Consider the following 22,419-nt stretch of genomic DNA (forward strand, 5'->3'; position numbering starts at 1 on the left):
GATTACACTCCTTTATTCATGAGAAGCTGTGTGGAAGACATTAAAATAATGTTCCAGAGTTTTAGCGATTGCTTCGTTTGCATCATGGATCAAGTCAAAGAAATTTTCTGGTTGCTCTTCACGGATCTTATCCGTTGCTGCCGTGATAAAATCGGTAAAGATATTGATTTTACGAATCCCGTTCAACGCACATTTCTCAAGATTTTCATCCCCAGAAGAAGAACCACCGTGTAACACTAAAGGAATAGCTAATGCCTCGTACAGCTGTTGTAGAACATCGAAATTGATTTTAGGTGTACCTGTATAGTGACCATGGGCGGTACCGATAGATACTGCCAATGAGTCTACGCCAGTTGCTTCTGCAAATTTCACAGCTTCACTAAATTCTGTATAGATGGAGTCACTTTCCTCTGATTCCAAGCTATCTCCAGCACCGACGTGACCGATTTCAGCCTCCACAACGACACCAAACGGATGTGCATAATCAGCAATCGCTTTTGAACGGCGAACATTCTCTTCAAATGAATCTTCTGACGCATCGATCATGACAGAAGTAAATCCTAAATCGATGGCTTGTTTGATGATTTCTTCGTCTTGACCATGATCAAGATGCAAAGCGACAGGAGAAGTACTTTGTTCTGCTAAGAATTTACCAATCAAAGCGGCTTCTTCTAACGACATCATCTCCATATGTGACTGGGCAAACGCTAAGATCAATGGTTTCTTTAATCGTTCAGCTGTTTTTACGTACGTTCTTGCGCTATCTAAATCGAAGAAATTGGCAGCAGGGATCGCGTAATTGTTTTTATCTGCCTTTTCAAATAATTCTTTTGTGGTAACCAGCATGTGGATTCTCCTTTATTCGTTGATTTTCTTCTCGATTTCAGCATACATTGCTTCGGTACCGATACCTGTCAACAAAGGCAGTCCCATGATCACACGATCTTTGATTGAATCTGGTACGACTGTCGTACTGACAACGATATCGTATTCATCGATTTTATTCATTTCGTCGGCTACTTTTGATTGATACAATTTCACTTGCTCTGTCAGACCTTTTTCTTTTAACCATTCTTTTACTTTGTTCGTTACAACGGTCGAAGTTGCGACACCTGTACCACACATGATCAATAATTTTTTCATTCTATTTTCCTCCTATTCAGCTGTTTTAGCTGCTTGTTTTTTTGGTAAAATTTTATTGACGTAAATCAATCCGAAAAGAACAACGGCTCCGATGATCGCTAAGCCACCCCAACTTAACACTTTTGTTAGACCAACATACATCCAAGTCGTCCAAAGGCCACCTTCTGCCATCGCAGTAATCGTTGAATTTCCTTGCAAATCAAAGTTTGCCGAACGAGCAGCTGTTGTGACTAGTGGGGCAACCCAAGAAGTAATGTAAAGAATACTTACCATGTAAATTGTTCCAGCAATCACTGTTCGAATGATGTTTCCTGCAAAGACCGCAGCCATCAAACAGATCAAGAATGGAATCGTTGCTAAGTCACCAAAGGGCAAAGTTGTATTGCCGGGTAGGATAACGGCTAATAGGATCGTAATCGGCACGAGTAATAAGGAAGAAGAAAGAACAGCTGGATGACCTACAGATAACGCAGCATCCATTCCGATATAAAGTTCTCTTCCAGGGAAACGTTTTTTGACAAATTCATTGGCAGCTTCTGATATCGGCGTAAGCCCTTCCATTAGTAAAGCAACCATTTTAGGCATGATCACCATAACGGCACCTGTTTGAACCGCCAATTGGCCAGTACCCGCAACATCATAACCAGCTAAAATCCCCATCACCAAACCAATCAAGAAGCCCATTACAGTTGAATCACCAAAAACACCGAATTTCTTTTGAATCGTTTCAGGGTCAGCTTTCCAATCTTTCAATCCTGGGATGCGATCAAAAATCCAGTTCATTGGTAGTGCAAAGACAAATCCTGGAGCGGCTGTTCCGTGTGGGAAAGTAATGTTTGGAAATCCATAAAATTTGTTGATGATTGGTCCTAGAATATCGCCCATCAAAAGAATCATCATCAAGTAGATCACAGTAGCAGCAATTCCCATAGCGAAGTCACCAGTCAAAGCAAAAATAAGTGATGAAATAAATGCGGCATGCCAGATGTTCCAAATATCGACATTCAATACTTTCGTTAAACCAAGTAGAATAAGTACAACATTCAACACGACACCAATTGGAATGGCTAAACTTCCTAAAATCGTTCCATAAGAAATCGCTGCTGCCGCTGGCCAACCGACATCGATCGTGGTCAAGTTCAATCCTAAGCGTTCAACCATGTGCTGTGCCGCCGGACCTAAACTATTTCCTAGTAAGTCGATCACTAAATTCAATCCGACAAACCCAACACCCACTGTTAACGCTGATGTAAATGCTTTTCCTGGTTTTGTTCCTAAAATGATCCCGAAAATAAAAATCAGGATAGGAAGGACGACAATTGAACCTAAATCAACAAACCACTGTAATGCGTCTAACATAAATTTTCCTCCTTATTGCAAGCCATATTTTTTTATGATCGCTAAATATTCTGTTTCTGTAGTGAGTGTCAAGAGTTCCTCTAAAACGCCAGGTTTCTGGAACATCTCGATCAATTTTTGCAACATCTCCAATTGTTCATGAGGTTCTTTCAACGCAAGCATAAACAACAATGAGACTTCTATTTCTTTGTCATTTGTCCCCATTTCAATAAACGGTAAAGGTTTTTTCAATGACATGAACGCTACTTGAGATTCATTGACATATTGACTATCTGTATGCGGGATCGCGACGCCAATTCCGTTGATCGCTAAACCTGTCGGAAATACTTTTTCACGGCGAATAATATTTTGATAGAAATCATCCGTAACACATTGTTGCTTTCGTAGTTCTTCTGATAGTTTTTGTAGTGCTTCTTCTTTTGTTGCAAGTGATTGATTCAATAATGCAAGTTGATGATCAAAAAACAAGCTCATTCCCTCCTCTTAAAAGTCTGTGATAAAGTTCATCTGGTGTTTGACTAGCTACAATCCACTGGATTTCCTCTGAAGAATTGAATACGTCATAGATGGAAGCAATCAATTCTTTTGCTTCGGTCATATTCTCTTCGGCGATCGCTAGTAAGACGATCAATTGGATTTTCGTATCTCCCCAAGCAATCGGAGACGCGAGTGTAACGAATGCCAATTTTGTTTCTTTTACTGTATGTGGATCAGCATGAGGAATCGCGACCCCGGTTTTTAATCCTGTACTACCTAATTCTTCTCGATCAAATAAAGATCGTTTAAAACCGTGGGTGACTAAATCTTTTCCAAGATAATCATCGGCTAAAAAAGACAAGATCGCTTCTTTTGTAGAAAAAGGTTTTTGTATATAAATAAAAGCTGGGTCAAGGTATTTTTTTAGTAAAGTGGGCGATTGATATTTTTTTGAATGGAATTTTTTTTCATTTTCATTCAAATTAGAAATTCTTGCTGAGATGTTTGTGATTTCCTCGGTAGTTGGTAAAGCAGACACGTACATAACAGGCGGTTCTACTTCTTCTAAAGGGATTGTTGAAATGATTAGATCAACCATTTCCAAAGAAGTATGAGAGAGTTTATTTGATTGAATGATTTCTAAAACAGTATTCGCCGAAATGGTCTGCTTGATCCGATTGAAAATCAATTCTGAAGTGGCAAGGCCAGAGCGACAAACGATGAGGATATGATTTGTCATCTTTCGCTTTTCAAAAGCCAGTTGGAAATGAATCGTGAGAAAAGAGACTTCATCTTCTGTTAATGAACAGCGGAATTCTTTCTCTAACTCGCTAATCGCATACTTGGTCAATGTGAACATCGTCGAATATTGCGTTTTGATACTTTTAAGCAAAGGGTTCTTGATCAACATACCAGTTTTTAGACGATGGATCATGGGTACGATATGTGAGAGCAAGGCTTGTAACAACAGTTCATCTTGTGTCAGATCGATTTTCAATAAAGTCGACATTTTATCAATGATTTGTTTCGTGGAAACAGTGATCACTGAATCAGGCTTATCCGTACTTTGGACATAAGGTTCGATCCCATGCGCAAGTAAGAGCGAGCAGATATATTGGATATCTGACTCCTGTAATGAAATAGACAAGGATTCATTGACCATTTCGGCAAATGAACGGGCAATCATATACAGTTTCATTCGTTTCAATTCATCAAAGACTAGCTGTTCTTGCTTTTCGATGTGATGATCTAAAAGAAGCCTAGATAAAAAAATCTGTAAGGATAAAGACAATGATTCCACAAAATAGTTATTAATTTGTCGTCCAATTTGCTGGATCATCCCACAAATAAAATGCTCTGTCAGGTCAATAATTCGATCATCAAACAGCGAAGGAATAGAAGTATGTTGACTTCCTTCAGTTTCCATATATGGTTCTAAGAATGATTTGAAAGCATTTTGTTGAACAGACTCATCTGCGATCAATTGCAATCCATGTGACGTTACTTTTCCTGTGATCTGTTTCGATTGGCAAAATCTTACGAGGTCATCTACATCATTTTTAATCGATTGCTGGCTCACAAAAAAGTATTCAGCAAACTCATGATAACGTATGGTTTTTTCTGAAAAAAAATAGTTCCCGAATATAAATAAGCGACGGTATTCTGGGGAGTACTCATCAAGACTGAGTTGCTCATATACCAACAAAGAACGTGCTTTTTGTTTCGCTGCTTCAGTACCTTCTAAGCGAATTCCCTTGCGAGGTAACTTAGTGATCACGGTACCAGTTTCTTTTATTTTTTCTTCCAAACTTGTTAAGTCGTTGTAAACTGTCTTAGGAGAGACATACAACTGTTTTTGGAAAAATGCTGCTGGTTGATACTTTTGTTGGTCTAAAAGTAGACGTAGCAACAGCTTTTCCCTTTTGCTTAAACTCATCAAACCCACCTCCGGAAGCGCTTCCTTAATTCTATCTTAATGAAATTTTGTTATGTAGTAAATGATAATTAATTACCACATTAATGTGGTAGTCCTTGGTATAACAATGTTTTTTCGATTTCAACGGACAGTTTATGAGTGGGACAAGGTAATGATAAAAAGGAATTAATCAAAGTTTAATGCTTAGCAGAATGTTTAAAGGGGACGAGTGAGTAAAAGAGAAGTTGTTGTTTCAATACTGATTTTTAGTTGTTATTGTTTGGCTTAAATAAATGCCAATAGAATCCAAGTGCATGAAAAACGAAGGCTTTAGAATGAATAAGAGAATAGGCAAAGTGAGCAAATCAGTGTTAATTTTTATCAAGAGAATTTGAACAAATCGATGTATTTATTAAAGTGGATTTTACTCTGAGCGTTCTGATTTCATATGTACAGCTGTGCGAGCGGAGCTAGAAAAAACATAAAGAGTATATAGCTATTAATTTAGAAAGTGACTATCCGTACAGAAGTAATGTTTTTTTTATTATTGATAAAGAAATCAGCGGAGAGTTGCCAAAAGAGACAGTTATCAGTATCAATGTTTGGGAAGAATCAATGTAATAGTTGGAATCAAAGAGATACTTAAGGCAATCGGTGCATAAAATAACATAAAAATAGTATGGACGCCCTATTTAAAATAGAAGTGAGCAATCAAAATAAGCCAACAAAGCTAAAAAATATTTTTGGCTTTGTTGGCTTATTATTGAAAAAACTACTTTTGGTAATTTTCATAATGTGAAAAAAATGCTAGAAGGTTCAACTATCCTTATTTTCGATTAGGTGAAAAATGGATGATATTCGACCGATAATAGTCTACTCGAACTTTATCGTTGAATTTTGATAAGAACTCTTCATCAATACTGAGCAGGTTAGCTAAAAATGAAAGCTCAATATTATATTTATCCAAAAAATCACTTAATAAAAGAAGTTGATTTTCAAAAACAAAATGAAGAAGTGCTCGAATCTTACCAGGTTGGACTATTGGAATGTCTTCATCTAGAGGTTCTTTTTGGCGCATATTGTATTTATTGAGTGAAGCATAAAAGTATCTATTTTCTTCAAAACTAAGTAAACCCAACTTATACGCACGATACTCTAAAGCAATGATTGAAACCATGTATTTCATTTTCAATTCCACATAAGAGTATGGGTTCGATTTCTTCTTGATTTGCTTAAAATCGTTGATAAATTCTTGTTCTGGAAGTAAGAAATAAGAGGCGAAGTCATTTGCTTCTTTTTCAATGACCTTATGTTCCTCTTTAGAAAGACTGTCCATATCAATCAATCGATGCATTAAAAGGTGTCCTAGTTCATGTGCTAAATCAAAATTTCTTCTAACAGAGGATTTTTTTCGATTTCCTAAGATGATCAATGGGCGGTTTTCTTTCGTCCAAACACTATAGGCATCAATTTCGGCGCCCATATTTTTTTCAAGAATCGAAATTCCAGACATTTCTAATTTATATAATAATTCTTTATTGTTCTTTACATTTAATTCAATTCTAGCTTTTTCTGCTAGATGTTGAATGATTACTTTTTTATCAGTAGTTTTAGAAGCGCTATAATAATCCTTTTCAGATGCTTGTCTTAAGTGATAGATTGTTTTTGACGGTTCTTCCACATTCGCTTCAAATGCTAAAATAAAATGGCTAACAAAATCTAAATACGTTGTTTCCATCTTTGCTTTTTTTCTAGCTTCACGATCTTCTGCTCTATAGGCAATCTGTTCGATTGTGGCTATGTTTTTGATAAAAGCTTCAGTATAAAAGAATTGCGGTTTCACAAAAAAAATTTGTTTAAATTTATTTACGATCTCAAATTTAGGAACCGTATATCCATTTTCATACTGCCATATCGCTTGCTCGCTGACATTGACCAAATCCGCGAGCTCTTTTCTGGAGAGACCTTTTAACTCTCGAACAGCTTGCAATTTCTCTCCGAAAAACATAGTTAACACATCCTAACTTTTTAATTTCATTAATTTTCTTTTTCCGCTATCTCTACAGCGACAGAAAGTCCAAAAGCATTTGGTTCTCCGGAAAAGATCGTTTGATCGGTCGTTTTTTCTTCTTTGATGATTGCTACATCTTCATATGTAATTTCATAAGGGCTACTAGTCATATAAGTCGATAAATCTTTTATCGAAACCAAACTCATTGTCTCACTATTGGGCATCATTAAGTGGATAGAGTCAATTATTTTGGTGTCCTCATTGATTTCGTATGTAACTATGTAAAAACGAGAACAAGCATGTTCAACCGCTAACGAGCGACCTTCTTGGATCGCTTTTATTTCTTCAGGATAATTTAATTCTAATTCAATTTGCTCGGTTTTTTCTAAAAGCGTCAATCCTGTTTCTGTGAATGCGGGAAGATTAAGATCGGCTAAGTCTGTTAGGTAGTTTTTTTCTTTTTTTATCACGCCATCAAATGTTTGTCGGATTCGCCGAGAGTTCTTGACGATCAACATAAAAGTATCGGCTTCTTCATTTAGGGTGAATTGTAAATATTCCCAGGTATAGCCAGCTTTTTCAACTGTAAAATCAATGCCAGCACTTTGTCCGATTTTTGCTACTTGATCATCAATGTGATTCCCTTTCGTCCAAGCGTATGCACCACTAACTAACATTTCTTTCTTCTTTGCTTTACGTTCATCAAGATAGTCTAAGTATCCTTTTAAGGTGCCATCAACGATTGCTTGATAAATGCCTTCATTTAACTCGAATACGTTCATAAAAACCTCCCATTTTTCAATTGATATGAGTATTATACAATAATTCAAAAAGTAAAAACATTGATTTTTCATTTTTTTTAAAGTGAATGGGGAATATGACGAACAATTCTTTTTTTAGGTTATTTCTCGAAGTTAAGAACTTTTGTCACAACCTCATGTACAATTATGACTTCAAAAAGGTATTTTTTGACTAATATCGAAAACCATCGACAGAAAATGGTATAAGTGATATATATCCGCTTGTGAGAAAGTTAAATAGTTAGTCTATTTAAAAACATCTATTTTGGAGTTGACGCGAACATGAAAATCATACTAAGTAATATATTAAGAAACGTGTTACTTGCTTCATATGTGAGTTTAATTGCTATTGGAATTGCAAAAATATTTTCAAAACAAGAATTTGTTATATTGTACCCAAGTACTATTGGATTGATTTTAGGACTAGCTACATTAGGTGAACGAAGTATTGAACAAAAACTTGGCAAGCTCAAAGTGTTTTTACTGATGTTTCTTCTGTCATATACATTTGAAAAGACATTGGAATATCTGGATAGTATAAAAATCAGTATACCTCTTCATGAGTATCTATGGATAATGTTCGCAGCCTCTTTAGGGATGTGTTTTTATTATCTAAGTAATTATTTTATAAAAAAAAGACATCAAAGTAGAGTAAAAGAATATTTCTAGTTATGACATTTCTCCTCTGTTAGTTTAGAAAACGAAGTTCAGTAGGTTCTTATGAACTTTTGAAAAGTACATTTTTTTGTAATATATATTTTACAAAATAATATTTTAAAGTTATGTGTTATTAAAAGCGAATTAAGGAGTATCTCAGTATGGCAAATAACTTTTATACAAAAAATCCACAATTTGATTATTTAGATTATATGAGCGAATTACAAAAACTAAAGAAAAAGAAATATATTGAAAGGCTATTTACAGGAGCGCTAGAAGATCCGAATCTTTTTTTATGTAAAATTAGAGCTCTTGGTTTAGAAATTAATGAGTATTCATGTTTGAACCAAACAAATCCATATCTAGATAAATACAATTTGTTTCTCAGTCAATGTACAGATAAAAAAATAAAAGAAAAAATAGGAAGACATTTAAAACAAGTTAATCAGTTGCAAAATTTATTTATAGAGTCTAATAATTCTATAAATAAAGAAATTAGTGAAACGATTATAAATAACAAACATATTTTGGTTATTTTTATTATTTTTTTAGAAAGTCAATTGAGTTTATTAAGAGAGCAAAATGATTTGGATATCAGTCTGGAAAAAAAGTGAATTCTTATGATAGTTACATATTTAGTTCTGGAAATATTTTAAGATACTTACTCCACCATATCTTATTAGAAGAACAATGCGGAATTAATCGAATTTTTTCTGAAAAAGATTTATTGTGGAATGTAAAAATATATTCTAAATATCAAGATAGGGATAATTTAATGGATGCATTTGAGTATTGGAAATATTCAGATATAAAAATAGAAAGAAAACCTGGTAAAATAAGTATTGATTTTTTAGATGAAGATTTTAATAGGGCTGTTTTGGTCTCTAATTTTAGATATAAAAGATTTATGACTAGTATTGAATTAGATATTTTAAATTATAAATTAGAAAAAGACCAACGAAGTATTGATGGAGCTATTGATGAAGAATTATCAACTTTTTTGTCAGAAGAACTTTGTCGAAGATATATTGGTCAGGAAAATTTAGATAAAAAAATTTATGACATTGAAATCAGAAAATGGATAGATGGTATTTATTTTTTACAACATGAGTCTATTTTATATTTTAATAAAAAGAAGAATAGAGCTATTTATTCTGTACAGAATTTATGTGTTGTAAAATCAGAGTTTGATTGGATCAAAAGATTATCTCAGTTTTCTCCAAATATAACGAATAAAGAAGCAAAATTTATAATAGAGAAATTTACTTTCAGCAAGAAATCAAAGGATTTAATTGACGCACCATTAATAAAAGTTCAAGATAAATTAATACTATTACCTACATTGGCCAAAGAAACTCGCCCATTATCAGCAATTTTATCAATGTTTTCTAAAGATGAGGAAGGGGATAGAAAAAATCGAGAAGACACTGCATTAGGATTTAAAGGACTTATGCTGGAACAACGTACTAAGCATTTATTAAAAGTTTGTAGTCAGATTGATGCTAAACGTTTACATGTTAAAATGACAAAAGAAATAGGTTTGGAAAGGGAGATAGATTTAGCCTTTGTTTTAGATGAAATTCTGTTTTTAATTGAATGTAAATCTTTCAATCAGCCATATACAGTGAGGGAGCATGCTAAAACGAATAAGAAAATAAAAGAGGCGATTAAACAATTAAATAAGAATGCTGATTATTTCGAAGAGAATATGTCTATAACAATAAGACAATTGGGATTAAGTGAAAAAAAATCAATAAAAAAAGTTCAGCGTGTGTTGCTTACCTCTACTATTCTTGGCGAAGCTGGAGCACAAGAAAATGTATTAATAGTTGATGAATCTTCATTAAATGCATTTTTGTTAAGAAATCCTCCAACCATTTCCCATGCTGATGATACTATCAAAGAAAGAATATATTTAGATAAAGAAAATATATATTCAGGAAAAGTTACAGCAGAAAAGTTATTAAATTTTTTGAAAAATCAACTTTCAATCAAGCTTATGCAAAGTCTTATAGTAAAAAAACATAATTTAGATGGAGAAATAGGTTACAAGTGTTGTAGAAAAGATATTGAAGATTTTTATTTGGAAGATAATGAAGAAAAAAACATAGCTTTAGATAGAATCTTTTCTGCTTATGAGAAAACTTTATCAAAATAGTTTTTTTATTTCAAAATTATATTAAATGAAAATTGCTATAAAACGATTATCACAGATAATAGCAAGAGAGTGGGATATTAGTCCTTTCTAAAAAATAGATAAGAGTCCAATTTTAACAAAATCCATCAAAATTGGACTCTTTTTGTTCGTATTCATATGTTTCTCTCCATGTATTTCCCTAACGTTCGCAAATTAGTGCGATAAGTGGCAATCCGATATCAATTGTCGCTGCTTGTTTCCTACGTAAGTGAAAACGATGGAACGCAATTGAGCCTTCATATTCGTACAATGTGAAATCTTGGACAAAGCCACTTGTATGTTTTTCCGACTATTGCCTTTGAACGGGACAGATCAGTTTGTTAGGCAAATATACTCGTCTTGTTCTTTCAAATAGCGCTAATTCTGATTCTATTTGCTCTTCTTTTTGCTTTCTTTGTAATAACAATTGAGTAAGCGCTTAATATTAGTGGGATGGATTTTTCTGCCTCTTTTGTTTGTCTAGATAGGTTTCTTGGATCAAGAAGAGTAGTTCTTTCCATCTTGTTTCATTAACTAATGACTCTAAATAAAAAATCTTCTTATTTGCTGTTGACCGTTCTAATGTATCCGTGATGACGATATCTGATAAAGAATAATTATCTGTGATCTTAATTTGCTTTTCATTAAACAAATGTCTAAGCTGATTTTCAATAAAAAAACTTGCAGTAAAGTCTTTGGATAAATATAAATAGATTCTCACGTCTGACTTCATTTCAGAAGTGAGAAGAGTATATAGTTGATTTGATAAGTAATTTTTGTGTTTATCATTAAGAGTAAGGGAGGATAGATTCGTTTCAATGATCGACATATATTGATTTTTTACATGTGAATGAAAAGACCAAGACGGGATAAATAAATCACTATAACAATCTAATACATCGCCAACTAAAAAATAAAAAGTATTGAATAATGTTATATAGTAGTTAAATAGATAGAGTTCTTCTTCAGAAATGTTATCGTCTATCAAAATAGCGTTTAGGCTAAGAATATCTCTAGACAGCGCACAGTAAGGATGGTTTTCTTTAACAAAAGTTTTTCCTAAATCGATTTTATCCTGTGTTTGAATGATATCTGAAATAAAAATACGTACAAGAAAATTAAAATATTGAATTTCCGTTTTTTCCACGTTTCTTTCAAGAGGACCAAATATATTCTGTTGAAAAATCGAAGCTATCCTAAGAATTTCATGAACAATCGTGAATAGCGTTTGGCTCAATCGGTCTTTTGGTGGAGTCACATAATTCTGATTTTTGACCCTGATTTGCAAAATAGCATAGAGAATACATAGGGATCTATTTTTTATATTTGATCGTTTGTGTGAGTCGGTCAATATTTCTTCTGGAATATTCTCTAGAATGCTTTCAAGGGTTATATCACAAAAAGGCCATTCTATATCTTGAAACGAATCTTGCAAGAATACATAAGAAAACAACCGTATGTTCATTTCATTTCCTTTTAAAGAATAAATTCCTTTTGTAATAGTAATTGTGAAGTCGAAAGCTGAGAATAATTCATTTAGATTCTGGGTAATCTTATTCAGATAACTAGTTGAGATAAAAAGCTCATTTATGATTGTATTTTTATCAAGCGAAGTTCGAGTAAGTAATAAAACAGTATAATTAAACATTGTATTTCTTTTAAGTAATTGAAGCTTTAGATTGTATGCCGCATCGATTGCTTTTGATTTAAACGTGGGCTGAATTTGAATAATACCAGATTTTTTTATCACGATAAAATCTTTGAGGTCTTGATGTTCTTCTAAATGTTTTTTTATAGTTGAAATGGCTTCTCTAACGGTCCTTTTAGATAACTTCAAATCTCGTGAAATATCAGCAGTCGTTGTTTGGTCTTTATTTACAATAAAAAATAGAACTGCTAATTCTTTTCTTAAATAGTCTGGTATCATCCTTATTTACTCCATTTCTTGAATACAATTTTTGTCGTTTATTCTACAGAAATTGTGGATAGTAGTCGTTTTTTTGTCATGTTATTAGTAGGCCCTTCCATAATAGAGACGGGTCAAGTAGTGGCGGAGACTATTGAAATAGAGCAGTCACAGGAACTAGAGGCGCAAGAGGGCGACCAAGGAGATATGACTGGTAGTACTGAAAGCATGCTTGAAAATAGCGCAACTAGTGAATCGATTGAGAGCATTGTAGAAGATTCTACCAATCAATCCAATAACACTGGGGGAGCAAATGAGAAAGCATCTTTCAGTGAAGATTCAACGCCCATTGAAGAAGTGGAAGATAGTTCCTTAGCTAACAAAGTTGGAGAGGAATTAGTGTCGCAAAAAGAAACTACAACTGGAGAAGTTAGTATAATAGCCAATGAAGTTGCATCTGGTCACTTGGGTACAGTTGATTGGATAATTGAGGCTGATGGCACTTTGCATATAGGGGCAGGTCAATTATCGCCAACGGTTATGACGAATGGGCGTTCACCATTTTTTTCATATGCTGATCAAATTACTTCAATAATTTTTGAAGGAAAGGTAATAGCAGGTGAATCTTTACAAATGCTATTTTGTGATTTGAACAAAGTTAGAAACATAGAAAATCTAAGCTATCTTGATACGAGTCAAACCACTAATATGCATTATATGTTTTCGGGTATGTCTGGGTTAACTTCAATTGATGTATCAGGTTTTGACACAAGTAAAGTGACGGATATGAGACAGATGTTTGCTGGGCGAGCAGGTTGACCTCCCTTGATATATCAAATTTTGATACAAGTTCTGTCACATATATGGGAGAAATGTTTTATGCAATGACAAATTTAACATTTCTTGATTTATCCAATTTTGAAACACCGAATCTTACGAATATGATGGGTATGTTTTCTTATGCGGGTATAAAATCACTGGATATATCAAATTTTAATACCTTGCAAGCAAAAATGGGCCCAGATACTTTTTGGCAAACGCCGATCGAACATATCAAGCTAGGAGAAAATTTTGTATTTAAAGATTCTTTATTAGGTTCACCACCAATTGATAATACCTACATTGGAAAATGGCAGAAAGACCAGTCAGGGCCTTTTTATACTTCTTTAGAGTTAGCAACTAATTATACGGGTGCAACCATGGAGGGAGATTGGTATTGGGCTACTTCACAAGAAAGTATTGAAGTGATTGATTCTTCTATCTACGAAGGGGATAAATGGGAATCAAAAGATAATTTTGTTTCTGCGAAAGATAAAGACGGGAATCCAGTGGCTTTGGAAGATCTGACAGTTGAAGGCACAGTGGATACTACGAAGGCTGGTACGTATGAAGTGAAATACAGCTATGACGGAGCAACAAGCATTGCTACAATCACCGTGAAAGCAATCCAAACGGCCGTGAATGTCCATGACTCCACTGTTTATATCGGGTCAACATGGAAAGCAGAAGATAACTTTGACAGTGCGGTTGACGGAGATGGCAATCCAGTAGATTTCGAAGCTATATCGGTGGAAGGTGCGGTAGATACCACGAAAGCTGGCACGTATGAAGTGAAGTACAGCTATAACGGAGTGATGAGTATCGCCACGATCACGGTGAAAGAAACTGGAGGGACGGCCGTAAATGTTCATGATTCCACCATTTATATCGGTTCAACATGGAAAGCAGAAGACAACTTTGATAGTGCAGTTGATAAAAATGGCAACTCAGTAAGTTTCGAAGCTGTAACGGTGGAAGGTAGTGTAGATACAGCGAAAGCTGGCACCTATGAAGTAACTTATAGCTACGAAGGCGTAACGAGTATTGCCACGATCACTGTTAGAGCTAAAGACAAAAATGGAACTACAAGTAATAATAATAAAGGTGAAAATCCTCAAAATACTAACAATCAACCAAGCCACAAGCCAAGCAATAAACCAAGCAACAAAACTAGTAATAGAACGAATAATAAAATCAGCTATAAAAACTTACCCTACACTGGAGAGCAAGCAAACAACATATGGCGACTAGCTGGAGTATTAATGCTTCTTATTTCGTTATTCTATTTAACAAGAAGAAAGAAAGTCCAATAAGATGATTCAAATAGATAGAATGTTCAATCATCTGCTAATAGCCTAAAGTTGACTTCTATTTTTTGATCCTTCCTATTTTATTTGTAGGAAGGATTTTTTTGTATCTACTTGAAGAGTTTTAAAAATAGAAACCAGTTAATTGATTTTACAACACAGTAAAACAAATTGAAAATATAAATTTTAGTTATTTTATTATCTTTTAAGAGGGCAAAAGTCTGTAAGAATTGCCAATATTTTTTATAGTCTTTGTGTTCAAATATTTTGTTTATAAACATTTTAAAATTTGTGCAATTCAATTTGGATACGCAGATTCACAATTCTCACACCAAATGCCATTAAACACTTATTCACACAAGAAATATTCCTAATACGATGCTTAATGATCGTTTCTTATAAGTTTATCTTAAGTAATAGTTATTAAAAATATTTATTTTAAAAAAACATTAATAATTTTAAAATGAGTAACGGAAAAAACTTATAATATGTGGTAAGTAAGCGCTTGCTAAGATATAAAAATTATTATGAGCTAGGAGAGGAATCTATGAAATGGATTAAGTTATTATTAGTAGCAACACTTATAACAGTAGGATTATTTATTGGAACTGAAAATGATACTCATGCAGCGGAAAGGAAAGATAAGCCATTATCTGGTTCTGTTACTGAACAAGAAATCCAGAATAGATATTCAGATAATGCAAAAATTTTAATCCTTCATGAAGGAGGATTTCTGCACGGTGAAATGATAGAAACGTCTATCAAAACTGGTAAAGTTGTAGCAAGTTATAACAGCGAAACTGATCCCAATGCTATAACATGGGGAGAAATAAAAGACAAATTAACTGATCAATTGTTTAAAAATCCAAACAATCCAGGCTTACTAGCAGGACAATTAAGGGCGGCTACACCACCCTCCACTGTAAGAGGATTAGCATATGGAGCAAGCTATAGTTCAAATCTATTTTCAGGAAGTGGTTGGAGATTTGCTGGTTACTTATTTAAAGCAATAAACTCTGTAGGTCCTTTATTACGTTGGGAGTCTCACAATGATAATGGAGTAATTGGGACGGAGACACAAGCATGGAATACACTTGATTCTGGGTATGCTGAAGGAACGCTGATTAATAAAAATGCCTATCTTTATTTAAATGGGACGAAGTGTTACTATAACCATAATCCACAAAATGGCACCTATTACTGGGTAGGAAATGTTGATTAATGTGCCTATAAAAGTGATTTAAGTCTATTGGTAAATAATATTTATTCAGAGAAAATTTAAATATGATTACAGACTGAGAGCCTAGATACCTCTCAGTCTTTTTGTTATTCATTCCAACTTTTATTCAGCTGATTTGACAAGGTATCCATTGTTTAAGAAAAATTTTTTTGAAAGGGAACTTTTTGTATGTTTTTTTGCTCTAATAGGTTAGATAAAGGTGGTGAATTTCTATTGTTAAGTGAAAAATGGCTAGTTAAAAGAGCTCAAAAAGGGGATGGGGAAGCCTTTGTAAAGTTAATAGAGCAGTATGAAAATGTTCTTTATGGGGTAGCCAAAAGATATTTAGGTATAGAAGATGCAGCCGATGTTTTACAAGATACTATTTTAATTGCTTTTGAAGAAATTGAGAATTTGAAACAGCCACAATATTTTCATACGTGGATAACAAAAATATTGATTAACCAGAGTTATAGCCTGATTAAGAAAAATAATAAATTTTCCTATAACTATTCTAACAATTATCAAAAATTATTAGTGGAAGATTGTGAAGAAGGATTGGAACTTGAAAACCTTATTTCAAAGCTAGATCCGGTGTATAGAGTACCGATTTTACTTTATTATTACAGCGGTTTTTCATACAAAGAGATTAGTATTATTATTGGAGAACCATTAGGGACTGTGAAATCAAGAATTTTTAGAGGTAAAGCCTGGTTGAAAAAAGAATACACGAAAGGTGATTAAAAATATGAATGAAGATTTTGAAAAAGAATTAGCTAATCTAAAAAATAATGAAGAAAAAATACCTGGGGAAGTAAAAGAAAAAATAAATGTCGCGTACCAAAAAATCAAAAAAAGTAGAAATAAGAAAAGAAGACTTGGAACAATACTAATAGCTAGTATAGCTGCGTTGGTTTTGATAGTTGTTTGCATCTCTCCAATAACACAAGCTGTTGGAAATTATTTGAAATTTGGACAATTTACATCCAAAAAGTTAGTGGAAGAAAAATTTGTTCATCAACTAAATAGTGTTGTTAAAGACAACGAAATTGAAATCAAATTAGAAAAAGCTTACATAGACCAGAAACAATTAGGACTATATTTCATTATCAATCTTCCTGAAAAATCCGAGCTTATGTCTTCAAAAATTGATTACTATAACTTAGGATTTTCGATCAAAGAAGATGGCGAAGTACTATTTACAAACAACTCTACAGAAAATTCTCAAGTTGACTCTTATACATTCAATGAATACTTCGATGATTCCACAAATACTTTAGAAATTTCTTATCTAATAAATAGTTTCGAAAATAATTTTGATACTATGGAGGAACTGTCAGTTGAAATTAACAAAATAAGTGGAGTAAATCAAGGTGAAAAAGGAGCTGGGAAAGGATTTTCTAAGGTTGAAATATTAACTACGGAAGGTAATTGGCCTTTACCTGTAAATGTACAAGAAATGAAAAATTTTCAACCAATTGGTTTTACAGGTAATGTAATAGAAACTGGTAATAAAGCCTTTGGCAAAGCTTATCCTACAATGTTTGTTGTAGAAGCTGATCCGTTGAATGGTGCAAAAAATAGTACGGACATAAAACTCACCTATGAAAGTGAAGGTAAACTGAAAGAATCTAACTTATTGGCAAGTCGTTTATCTAGTAAGGGTAAAGTACTTTGGTATTTTGATTTTATTGGATACGATGAGCAAGATGTATTAAATGTCCAAATGGATGGTAAAGATGTCATTGTATTAAAAAAATAGGTGAATCAACTAGCCTTATTTTTTACAAAGCTATATTTTTCAATGGACTTCTTTTTCTATTCTCACTCTGTAGTGATATACGACATTTTTACTAGAGATAAAAAATTTATTCATGTTAAGAAGAATGATTCTTCATCTAAATTGAGTCATTTTTTTTCTCAGGGTACTGTGTCTGCTCAATTATTAAGCAGCGATTCAGAGTTCAGAAACCATATAAATAAACAAGTAAAAGAAAAACTAGGAAAAAATTTTTTAAAAGCGAATGCTCAGAACCAAGTCTATGAGGTGGTTTATGCGAATGTTGATAAGAGAGAAAAAGAAATTTTTGAAATACTTCCTTTCTTTTCTATGGTTAGTTTGGCTCAAAGTTTGGATCAACTAAAGCAAATGCAGTACAAATATTCTTTAATGAAGATAGAGGTAAAGTAATTTTCACTTAGATATGTGTCATTGAGTTTGTGTAGATACATAAAAAATAGTATTTTGTAACTCGACGTTTAAGTTTGGAAAAATTTAATTAGATAAATCAGCTAATGGGAAAGTTAAACCCTGCTAAGAGTGAACTTGGCAGGGAATTTTTGATTCTATGTGTTTTTTCGGTTTAATCAGTATCAAAAAATTTAATTAATTAAGTTTATTTCATTCTATTCACTTCGTACTAGTCTTAGTATTGTAAGGATAGAAGTTGTTTAAATAAAGGTTGCTAATAGGAGGAAACATTTTTTTAGAATATTTTTTTCTATCGTTGCGTGGTTGTAGATATTTGTCTATCATATTCTTTTAAAAACATTTTTAGTATACCAGCGATAGTCGCAACGTTAAATTCAGGATTTCCAAAATGAATACTTGCTTTTTTAAATTGCTCTTTGACTATGTCAGCAACAATTTTATTCTCAATATTTCTGTTAATTAATTCCTCTTCAAAAGAAATTCCATAGATTTTTTTATACTCAATCATACCTTGAAATACCCAAAACGTGTCATAAAAATCAGCTTTATAAGCTTTTAACCAATCCCACATTATTTCTGGATCAGAAACATTAGGATTATCAATGTGGCATCTTTTGCATAATAATACGTAGTTAGAAGGAATATCTTGCCCACCTAAAGAATGTGGGATAATATGGCATCGTTCCAATTTTTTTTGATATCCACATCGCCAGCATCGTTCATGAGCCTCACTAAAATCTATGCTTAAATCTCCCTCATAAACTTTTGTTACCCAATATGACACAATATCACCAATTGTAGTTTTAATATTCGTCCTTTTAGCCATAGTATCTCCCATCCAGAATTTTATTAATCTAAAATAGCTTTATAATTTTTATTAAAAATAATTTTGTTTGATGTTTTTTCATTTTCATCAAAAGGTAATCAATTAAATCAAATTTAGTGAGTTTTAACTTGTTACTCACTGTCTAAAACTAATTTTTCGTCGTCATCAAAGAGTATTTGCTCTGATATAAGCCAGAAATATAAATTATTTCATTATATAATTTCTTGATACTTTCACGAGGTGATTTTTCATATTGAATACTTTTATATAAATTAGTATATTCAAAATTAGTACTATGCTCTATATCTATATATTGAAATTAACCAATATTAGTGATGACCATATGCTTCAGCGCCTACGAAAATTCTTTGTAGTTTATTATTTACTATCAATCATTTAATAGTCAATTCTCTATGTACAAAGGTTATTGATTAAAAAACCAAAATAAAACCGTGAATCTCTTCATTAACAAAGGATTCACGGATTTTGGCTCTATAATTTATGGGACTGATGAATCAAAATTGATTCTTCAGTCCCATTTTCATTTTAGGTATTAAAAAACATATCGTTCTCTAGTATGATTAAATCACCACAAAATAAACAACTGAGAGGACGATATGCTATATGAATGATTCTATCAAAAAAATGCTAAGATTAATAGATAAAGATTTGATGATTACTAAGGTCTCTTACGAGATCTTTCATAAGGAAAAGACATTGGTCATTAATGCCATTCTCTCACCTGCTCCTCGTGCCTGTAGAAGTTGTGGTTCTACTGTGGTAGATGGAAACGGGAAAGCAACTGTGGTGAAAAATGGGAAGAAGGAAATCATTGTCCGCTTTGAACAATACAATCATATGCCAATGATTATGCGCTTAAAAAAGCAACGCTATACCTGTAAAAACTGTCGAACCCATTGGACTGCTCAAAGCTATTTTGTCCGCCCAAGACATTCAATTGCGGATCATGTCAGATATAAAATTGCTTCTTTACTGACTGAAAAAGTCTCTTTATCTTTTATTGCGAAAAGCTGTCAGGTGTCTTTGACCACCGTTATTCGTACATTGAAAGAGTTTAAAAGCTATTTACCAAAGCCTACTAAGAGAATTCTCCCCAAAGTATTGATGGTTGATGAATTTCGTTCACACACTTCCATAGAAGATAAAATGAGCTTTATTTGCGCAGATGGAGAAACAGGTAATTTAATTGATATCTTACCTACGCGTAAATTACCTCGATTAACAAACTATTTCTTGGGCTGCATCAATCCAGAAGAAGTAAAATTCTTAGTCACAGACATGAACGCCGCCTACTTCCAGCTCACCAAACGCGTTCTGCCAAATGCGAAAGTAGTGATTGATCGGTTTCATATTGTCAAACACATGAATCAAGCTTTCAATGAGTTACGTATCCGTGAAATGAATGAACTGCGTAAAGCAGGACAGAAAAGCCATGCAGAAAAACTGAAAAAGAACTGGCGCTTTCTGCTAAAAAATCGTGCAAACATTAACCACTATGAATATAAAACATGGAAAAGTTTCCGAGCACCTAAATACCCATTTCTTACTGAAGCAATGATGATTGATCGATTGCTTAGCTTTTCTACGCCTCTAAAGGTGGCGTATCCCTTTTTCCATGAATTAGTTGAAGCTTTTCGAGACAAAGACCCTGACTTGTTTTTCTCCTTATTGGCAGAACTTCCCGAAACGTTAGATGACGGCTTTCGTGAGAAACTTCAAAACCTTCTGACCTACAAAGAAGGCATCGCCAATGCGATGATTTATCCTTACTCCAATGGAAAAATAGAAGCAAAGAATACCCACATAAAAACGATGAAACGAGTATCCTACGGATTTAGATCATTTGAGAACATGAAAATTAGAATCTTTTTGACCAATCAATTAATCAAAGTTAGATAACAAAAAATCTGAGCCAGAATGAGGTTCATTCTGACCCAGATTTAATTTTTCGCAACTCATCAGTCCTTATTGACAAAGAGCCCGGATTTTTTGATTATTCTATTCCCACTCCACAGTTGCTGGTGGTTTAGAGGTAATATCGTACACGATACGGTTCACGTGTGCGACTTCATTGACGATACGTACAGAGATTTTTTGTAGCACATCCCATGGGATACGTGCAAAGTCAGCTGTCATACCATCAATCGATGTGACCGCACGGATACCGACTGTGTAGTCATACGTACGACCGTCGCCCATGACACCAACAGAACGGATACCAGGTAAAACAGTGAAGTATTGCCAGATGTCACGGTCAAGACCGGCAGCGGCGATTTCTTCGCGTAAGATCATATCTGATTCACGGACGATCTCCAATTTTTCTTCAGTGATTTCACCTAAGACACGGATACCAAGACCTGGTCCAGGGAATGGTTGGCGCCAAACGATTGAGTCAGGCATACCAAGCTGTGTCCCTAGTTCGCGGACTTCGTCTTTGAATAATGTGTTCAATGGTTCGATCAATTCAAATTGCATGTCCTCAGGCAAGCCACCTACGTTGTGGTGTGATTTGATCGTTTGGGCAGTTTCTGTTCCACTTTCGATTACGTCGGTGTAAAGTGTTCCTTGTGCCAAGAAAGACACACCTTCTTCGCCGGCAAGCTTTGTTGCTTCGTCGTCAAATAAGTATACGAATTCGTTACCGATGATTTTACGTTTTTCTTCAGGATCAGAGACACCTGCAAGTTTATTTAAGAAACGTTCTCTTGCATCTACTTTGATGATGTTCAAGCCGAATTTTCCGCCTAAGCTTTCCATGACTTGATCCGCTTCGCCTTTACGCAATAGACCATGGTCAACGAAAATCGATGTTAATTGATCACCGATCGCTTTTTGTAAAAGGACACCAACGACACTTGAATCCACTCCGCCAGATAAACCAAGTAAGACTTTTTTATCGCCAACTTGTTCACGGATTTTTTCGATCTGCATGTCGATGAAATTATTCATTGTCCAATTGCCTTCACAGTGACAGATGTCAAAAGCAAAATGACGTAATAATTCGATCCCATATTCTGAATGACGGACTTCTGCGTGGAATTGGATACCGTAGAAGTTACGTTCTTTGTCTTGGATCGATGCAATTGGGCAATCGCTACTTGTAGCAACAGTTTCAAAACCTTCTGGTACTTTGGTTACTAGATCCCCATGGCTCATCCAAACGGTTTGTTGTTTCGGTGTTTGGCTGAATAGTGCCGCATCATCGGCTGTTACTTCAAGCAATGCTTTGCCGTATTCACGGTTTTTTGCAGGCTCAACAGAACCGCCAAGTTTGTACGTGATCAATTGCATACCATAACAAATACCCAACACTGGAATGCCTAAATTGAAGATTTCAGGATCAATGCCAAAAGCATTCTCATCATAGACACTGTTTGGTCCTCCAGAAAGGATGATCCCTTTCGGATTCATGGCTTTCACTTCTTCAGCTGTAATACGGTGGCTCAATAATTCAGAAAAAACACCTAAATCACGGATGCGTCGTGTAATCAATTGATTATATTGACTACCGTAATCTAGTACGATGATTTTTTCAACGTTTGTCATATCGGCAACGTTCGTCACATTTATT

20 protein-coding genes are annotated in these 22,419 nt (G+C 34.0%); 10 read left to right on the top strand and 10 right to left on the bottom strand.

Annotation, left to right across the window (positions count from 1 at the left end; all coding sequences use genetic code 11):
- Nucleotides 1-12: 12 nt before the first annotated feature.
- From IGJ39_RS00265 to IGJ39_RS00295, 7 genes are all read right to left on the bottom strand, one after another.
- Nucleotides 13-846, bottom strand: a complete 834-nt coding sequence (locus IGJ39_RS00265) for a class II fructose-bisphosphate aldolase (protein ID WP_019722789.1) — start codon at nt 844-846, stop codon at nt 13-15.
- Between the two features lie 12 nt (nt 847-858).
- Nucleotides 859-1,143, bottom strand: a complete 285-nt coding sequence (locus IGJ39_RS00270) for a PTS sugar transporter subunit IIB (protein ID WP_019722790.1) — start codon at nt 1,141-1,143, stop codon at nt 859-861.
- 12 nt (nt 1,144-1,155) lie between these two features.
- Entirely contained in the window at nt 1,156-2,502 is a 1,347-nt protein-coding gene (locus IGJ39_RS00275; protein WP_019722791.1) for a PTS galactitol transporter subunit IIC, read from the bottom strand.
- A gap of 12 nt (nt 2,503-2,514) precedes the next feature.
- A complete protein-coding gene (locus tag IGJ39_RS00280) occupies nt 2,515-2,970 on the bottom strand; it encodes a PTS sugar transporter subunit IIA (RefSeq protein WP_019722792.1) in 456 nt (151 codons plus the stop codon).
- Nucleotides 2,960-4,915, bottom strand: a complete 1,956-nt coding sequence (locus IGJ39_RS00285; protein WP_019722793.1) for a BglG family transcription antiterminator — start codon at nt 4,913-4,915, stop codon at nt 2,960-2,962. The genes IGJ39_RS00280 and IGJ39_RS00285 overlap by 11 nt, the downstream gene beginning before the upstream one ends.
- An 805-nt stretch (nt 4,916-5,720) precedes the next feature.
- Nucleotides 5,721-6,902, bottom strand: coding sequence for a helix-turn-helix domain-containing protein (locus IGJ39_RS00290; protein WP_019722794.1), 1,182 nt, complete (start codon nt 6,900-6,902; stop codon nt 5,721-5,723).
- Between the two features lie 29 nt (nt 6,903-6,931).
- Nucleotides 6,932-7,687 carry a hypothetical protein gene (locus IGJ39_RS00295; protein WP_019722795.1) on the bottom strand — a complete coding sequence of 252 codons (756 nt, stop codon included), beginning with the start codon at nt 7,685-7,687 and terminating at the stop codon, nt 6,932-6,934.
- A 300-nt stretch (nt 7,688-7,987) separates the two neighbouring features.
- On the opposite strand from IGJ39_RS00295, the gene IGJ39_RS00300 reads away from it, so the two are divergent.
- From IGJ39_RS00300 to IGJ39_RS00310, 3 genes are all read left to right on the top strand, one after another.
- On the top strand, nt 7,988-8,374 hold the full coding sequence (locus IGJ39_RS00300; RefSeq protein WP_019722796.1) for a hypothetical protein: 387 nt from the start codon (nt 7,988-7,990) through the stop codon (nt 8,372-8,374).
- A gap of 149 nt (nt 8,375-8,523) precedes the next feature.
- Nucleotides 8,524-8,976: a hypothetical protein gene (locus tag IGJ39_RS00305; protein ID WP_195339595.1), complete on the top strand. Its 453-nt coding sequence runs from the start codon at nt 8,524-8,526 to the stop codon at nt 8,974-8,976.
- The gene (locus tag IGJ39_RS00310) at nt 8,973-10,520 is read left to right on the top strand and encodes a hypothetical protein (RefSeq protein WP_237708547.1); all 1,548 of its coding nucleotides are present in this window, start codon (nt 8,973-8,975) and stop codon (nt 10,518-10,520) included. Before IGJ39_RS00305 ends, IGJ39_RS00310 begins: the two co-directional genes overlap by 4 nt.
- A 463-nt stretch (nt 10,521-10,983) precedes the next feature.
- Here the strand turns inward: IGJ39_RS00310 and IGJ39_RS00315 are convergent, their stop codons facing one another.
- Nucleotides 10,984-12,465 (bottom strand): helix-turn-helix domain-containing protein, encoded by a 1,482-nt coding sequence (locus IGJ39_RS00315; protein WP_195339596.1) that lies wholly within the window; start codon nt 12,463-12,465, stop codon nt 10,984-10,986.
- 18 nt (nt 12,466-12,483) lie between these two features.
- On the opposite strand from IGJ39_RS00315, the gene IGJ39_RS00320 reads away from it, so the two are divergent.
- The 6 genes from IGJ39_RS00320 (at nt 12,484) to IGJ39_RS00345 (ending at nt 17,980) form a co-directional block, all read left to right on the top strand.
- Complete coding sequence (locus IGJ39_RS00320) at nt 12,484-13,263, top strand: BspA family leucine-rich repeat surface protein (protein WP_438764112.1); 780 nt, start codon at nt 12,484-12,486, stop codon at nt 13,261-13,263.
- Complete coding sequence (locus IGJ39_RS00325) at nt 13,260-14,576, top strand: bacterial Ig-like domain-containing protein (protein WP_080570500.1); 1,317 nt, start codon at nt 13,260-13,262, stop codon at nt 14,574-14,576. Before IGJ39_RS00320 ends, IGJ39_RS00325 begins: the two co-directional genes overlap by 4 nt.
- A 541-nt stretch (nt 14,577-15,117) precedes the next feature.
- On the top strand, nt 15,118-15,792 hold the full coding sequence (locus tag IGJ39_RS00330) for a hypothetical protein (protein WP_438764113.1): 675 nt from the start codon (nt 15,118-15,120) through the stop codon (nt 15,790-15,792).
- Nucleotides 15,793-16,023: 231 nt separating this feature from the next.
- Nucleotides 16,024-16,533 carry an RNA polymerase sigma factor gene (locus IGJ39_RS00335; RefSeq protein WP_029594030.1) on the top strand — a complete coding sequence of 170 codons (510 nt, stop codon included), beginning with the start codon at nt 16,024-16,026 and terminating at the stop codon, nt 16,531-16,533.
- A 4-nt stretch (nt 16,534-16,537) separates the two neighbouring features.
- Complete coding sequence (locus tag IGJ39_RS00340) at nt 16,538-17,551, top strand: DUF4179 domain-containing protein (protein WP_019723178.1); 1,014 nt, start codon at nt 16,538-16,540, stop codon at nt 17,549-17,551.
- Entirely contained in the window at nt 17,552-17,980 is a 429-nt protein-coding gene (locus tag IGJ39_RS00345) for a TIGR04141 family sporadically distributed protein (RefSeq protein WP_019723177.1), read from the top strand.
- A gap of 310 nt (nt 17,981-18,290) precedes the next feature.
- Here IGJ39_RS00345 and IGJ39_RS00350 read toward each other — a convergent pair whose 3' ends face one another.
- The gene (locus IGJ39_RS00350; RefSeq protein ID WP_019723176.1) at nt 18,291-18,827 is read right to left on the bottom strand and encodes an HNH endonuclease; all 537 of its coding nucleotides are present in this window, start codon (nt 18,825-18,827) and stop codon (nt 18,291-18,293) included.
- Between the two features lie 624 nt (nt 18,828-19,451).
- Here IGJ39_RS00350 and IGJ39_RS00355 point away from each other — a divergent pair.
- Nucleotides 19,452-20,747 (top strand): ISL3 family transposase, encoded by a 1,296-nt coding sequence (locus IGJ39_RS00355; RefSeq protein ID WP_019723175.1) that lies wholly within the window; start codon nt 19,452-19,454, stop codon nt 20,745-20,747.
- Nucleotides 20,748-20,846: 99 nt separating this feature from the next.
- Here the strand turns inward: IGJ39_RS00355 and guaA are convergent, their stop codons facing one another.
- Nucleotides 20,847-22,412 carry a glutamine-hydrolyzing GMP synthase gene (gene guaA / locus IGJ39_RS00360; RefSeq protein WP_019723174.1) on the bottom strand — a complete coding sequence of 522 codons (1,566 nt, stop codon included), beginning with the start codon at nt 22,410-22,412 and terminating at the stop codon, nt 20,847-20,849.
- Nucleotides 22,413-22,419 lie beyond the last annotated feature (7 nt).

The organism is Enterococcus sp. AZ140 (assembly GCF_051714405.1).
In the GTDB taxonomy this organism is placed as follows: domain Bacteria; phylum Bacillota; class Bacilli; order Lactobacillales; family Enterococcaceae; genus Enterococcus_B; species Enterococcus_B pernyi.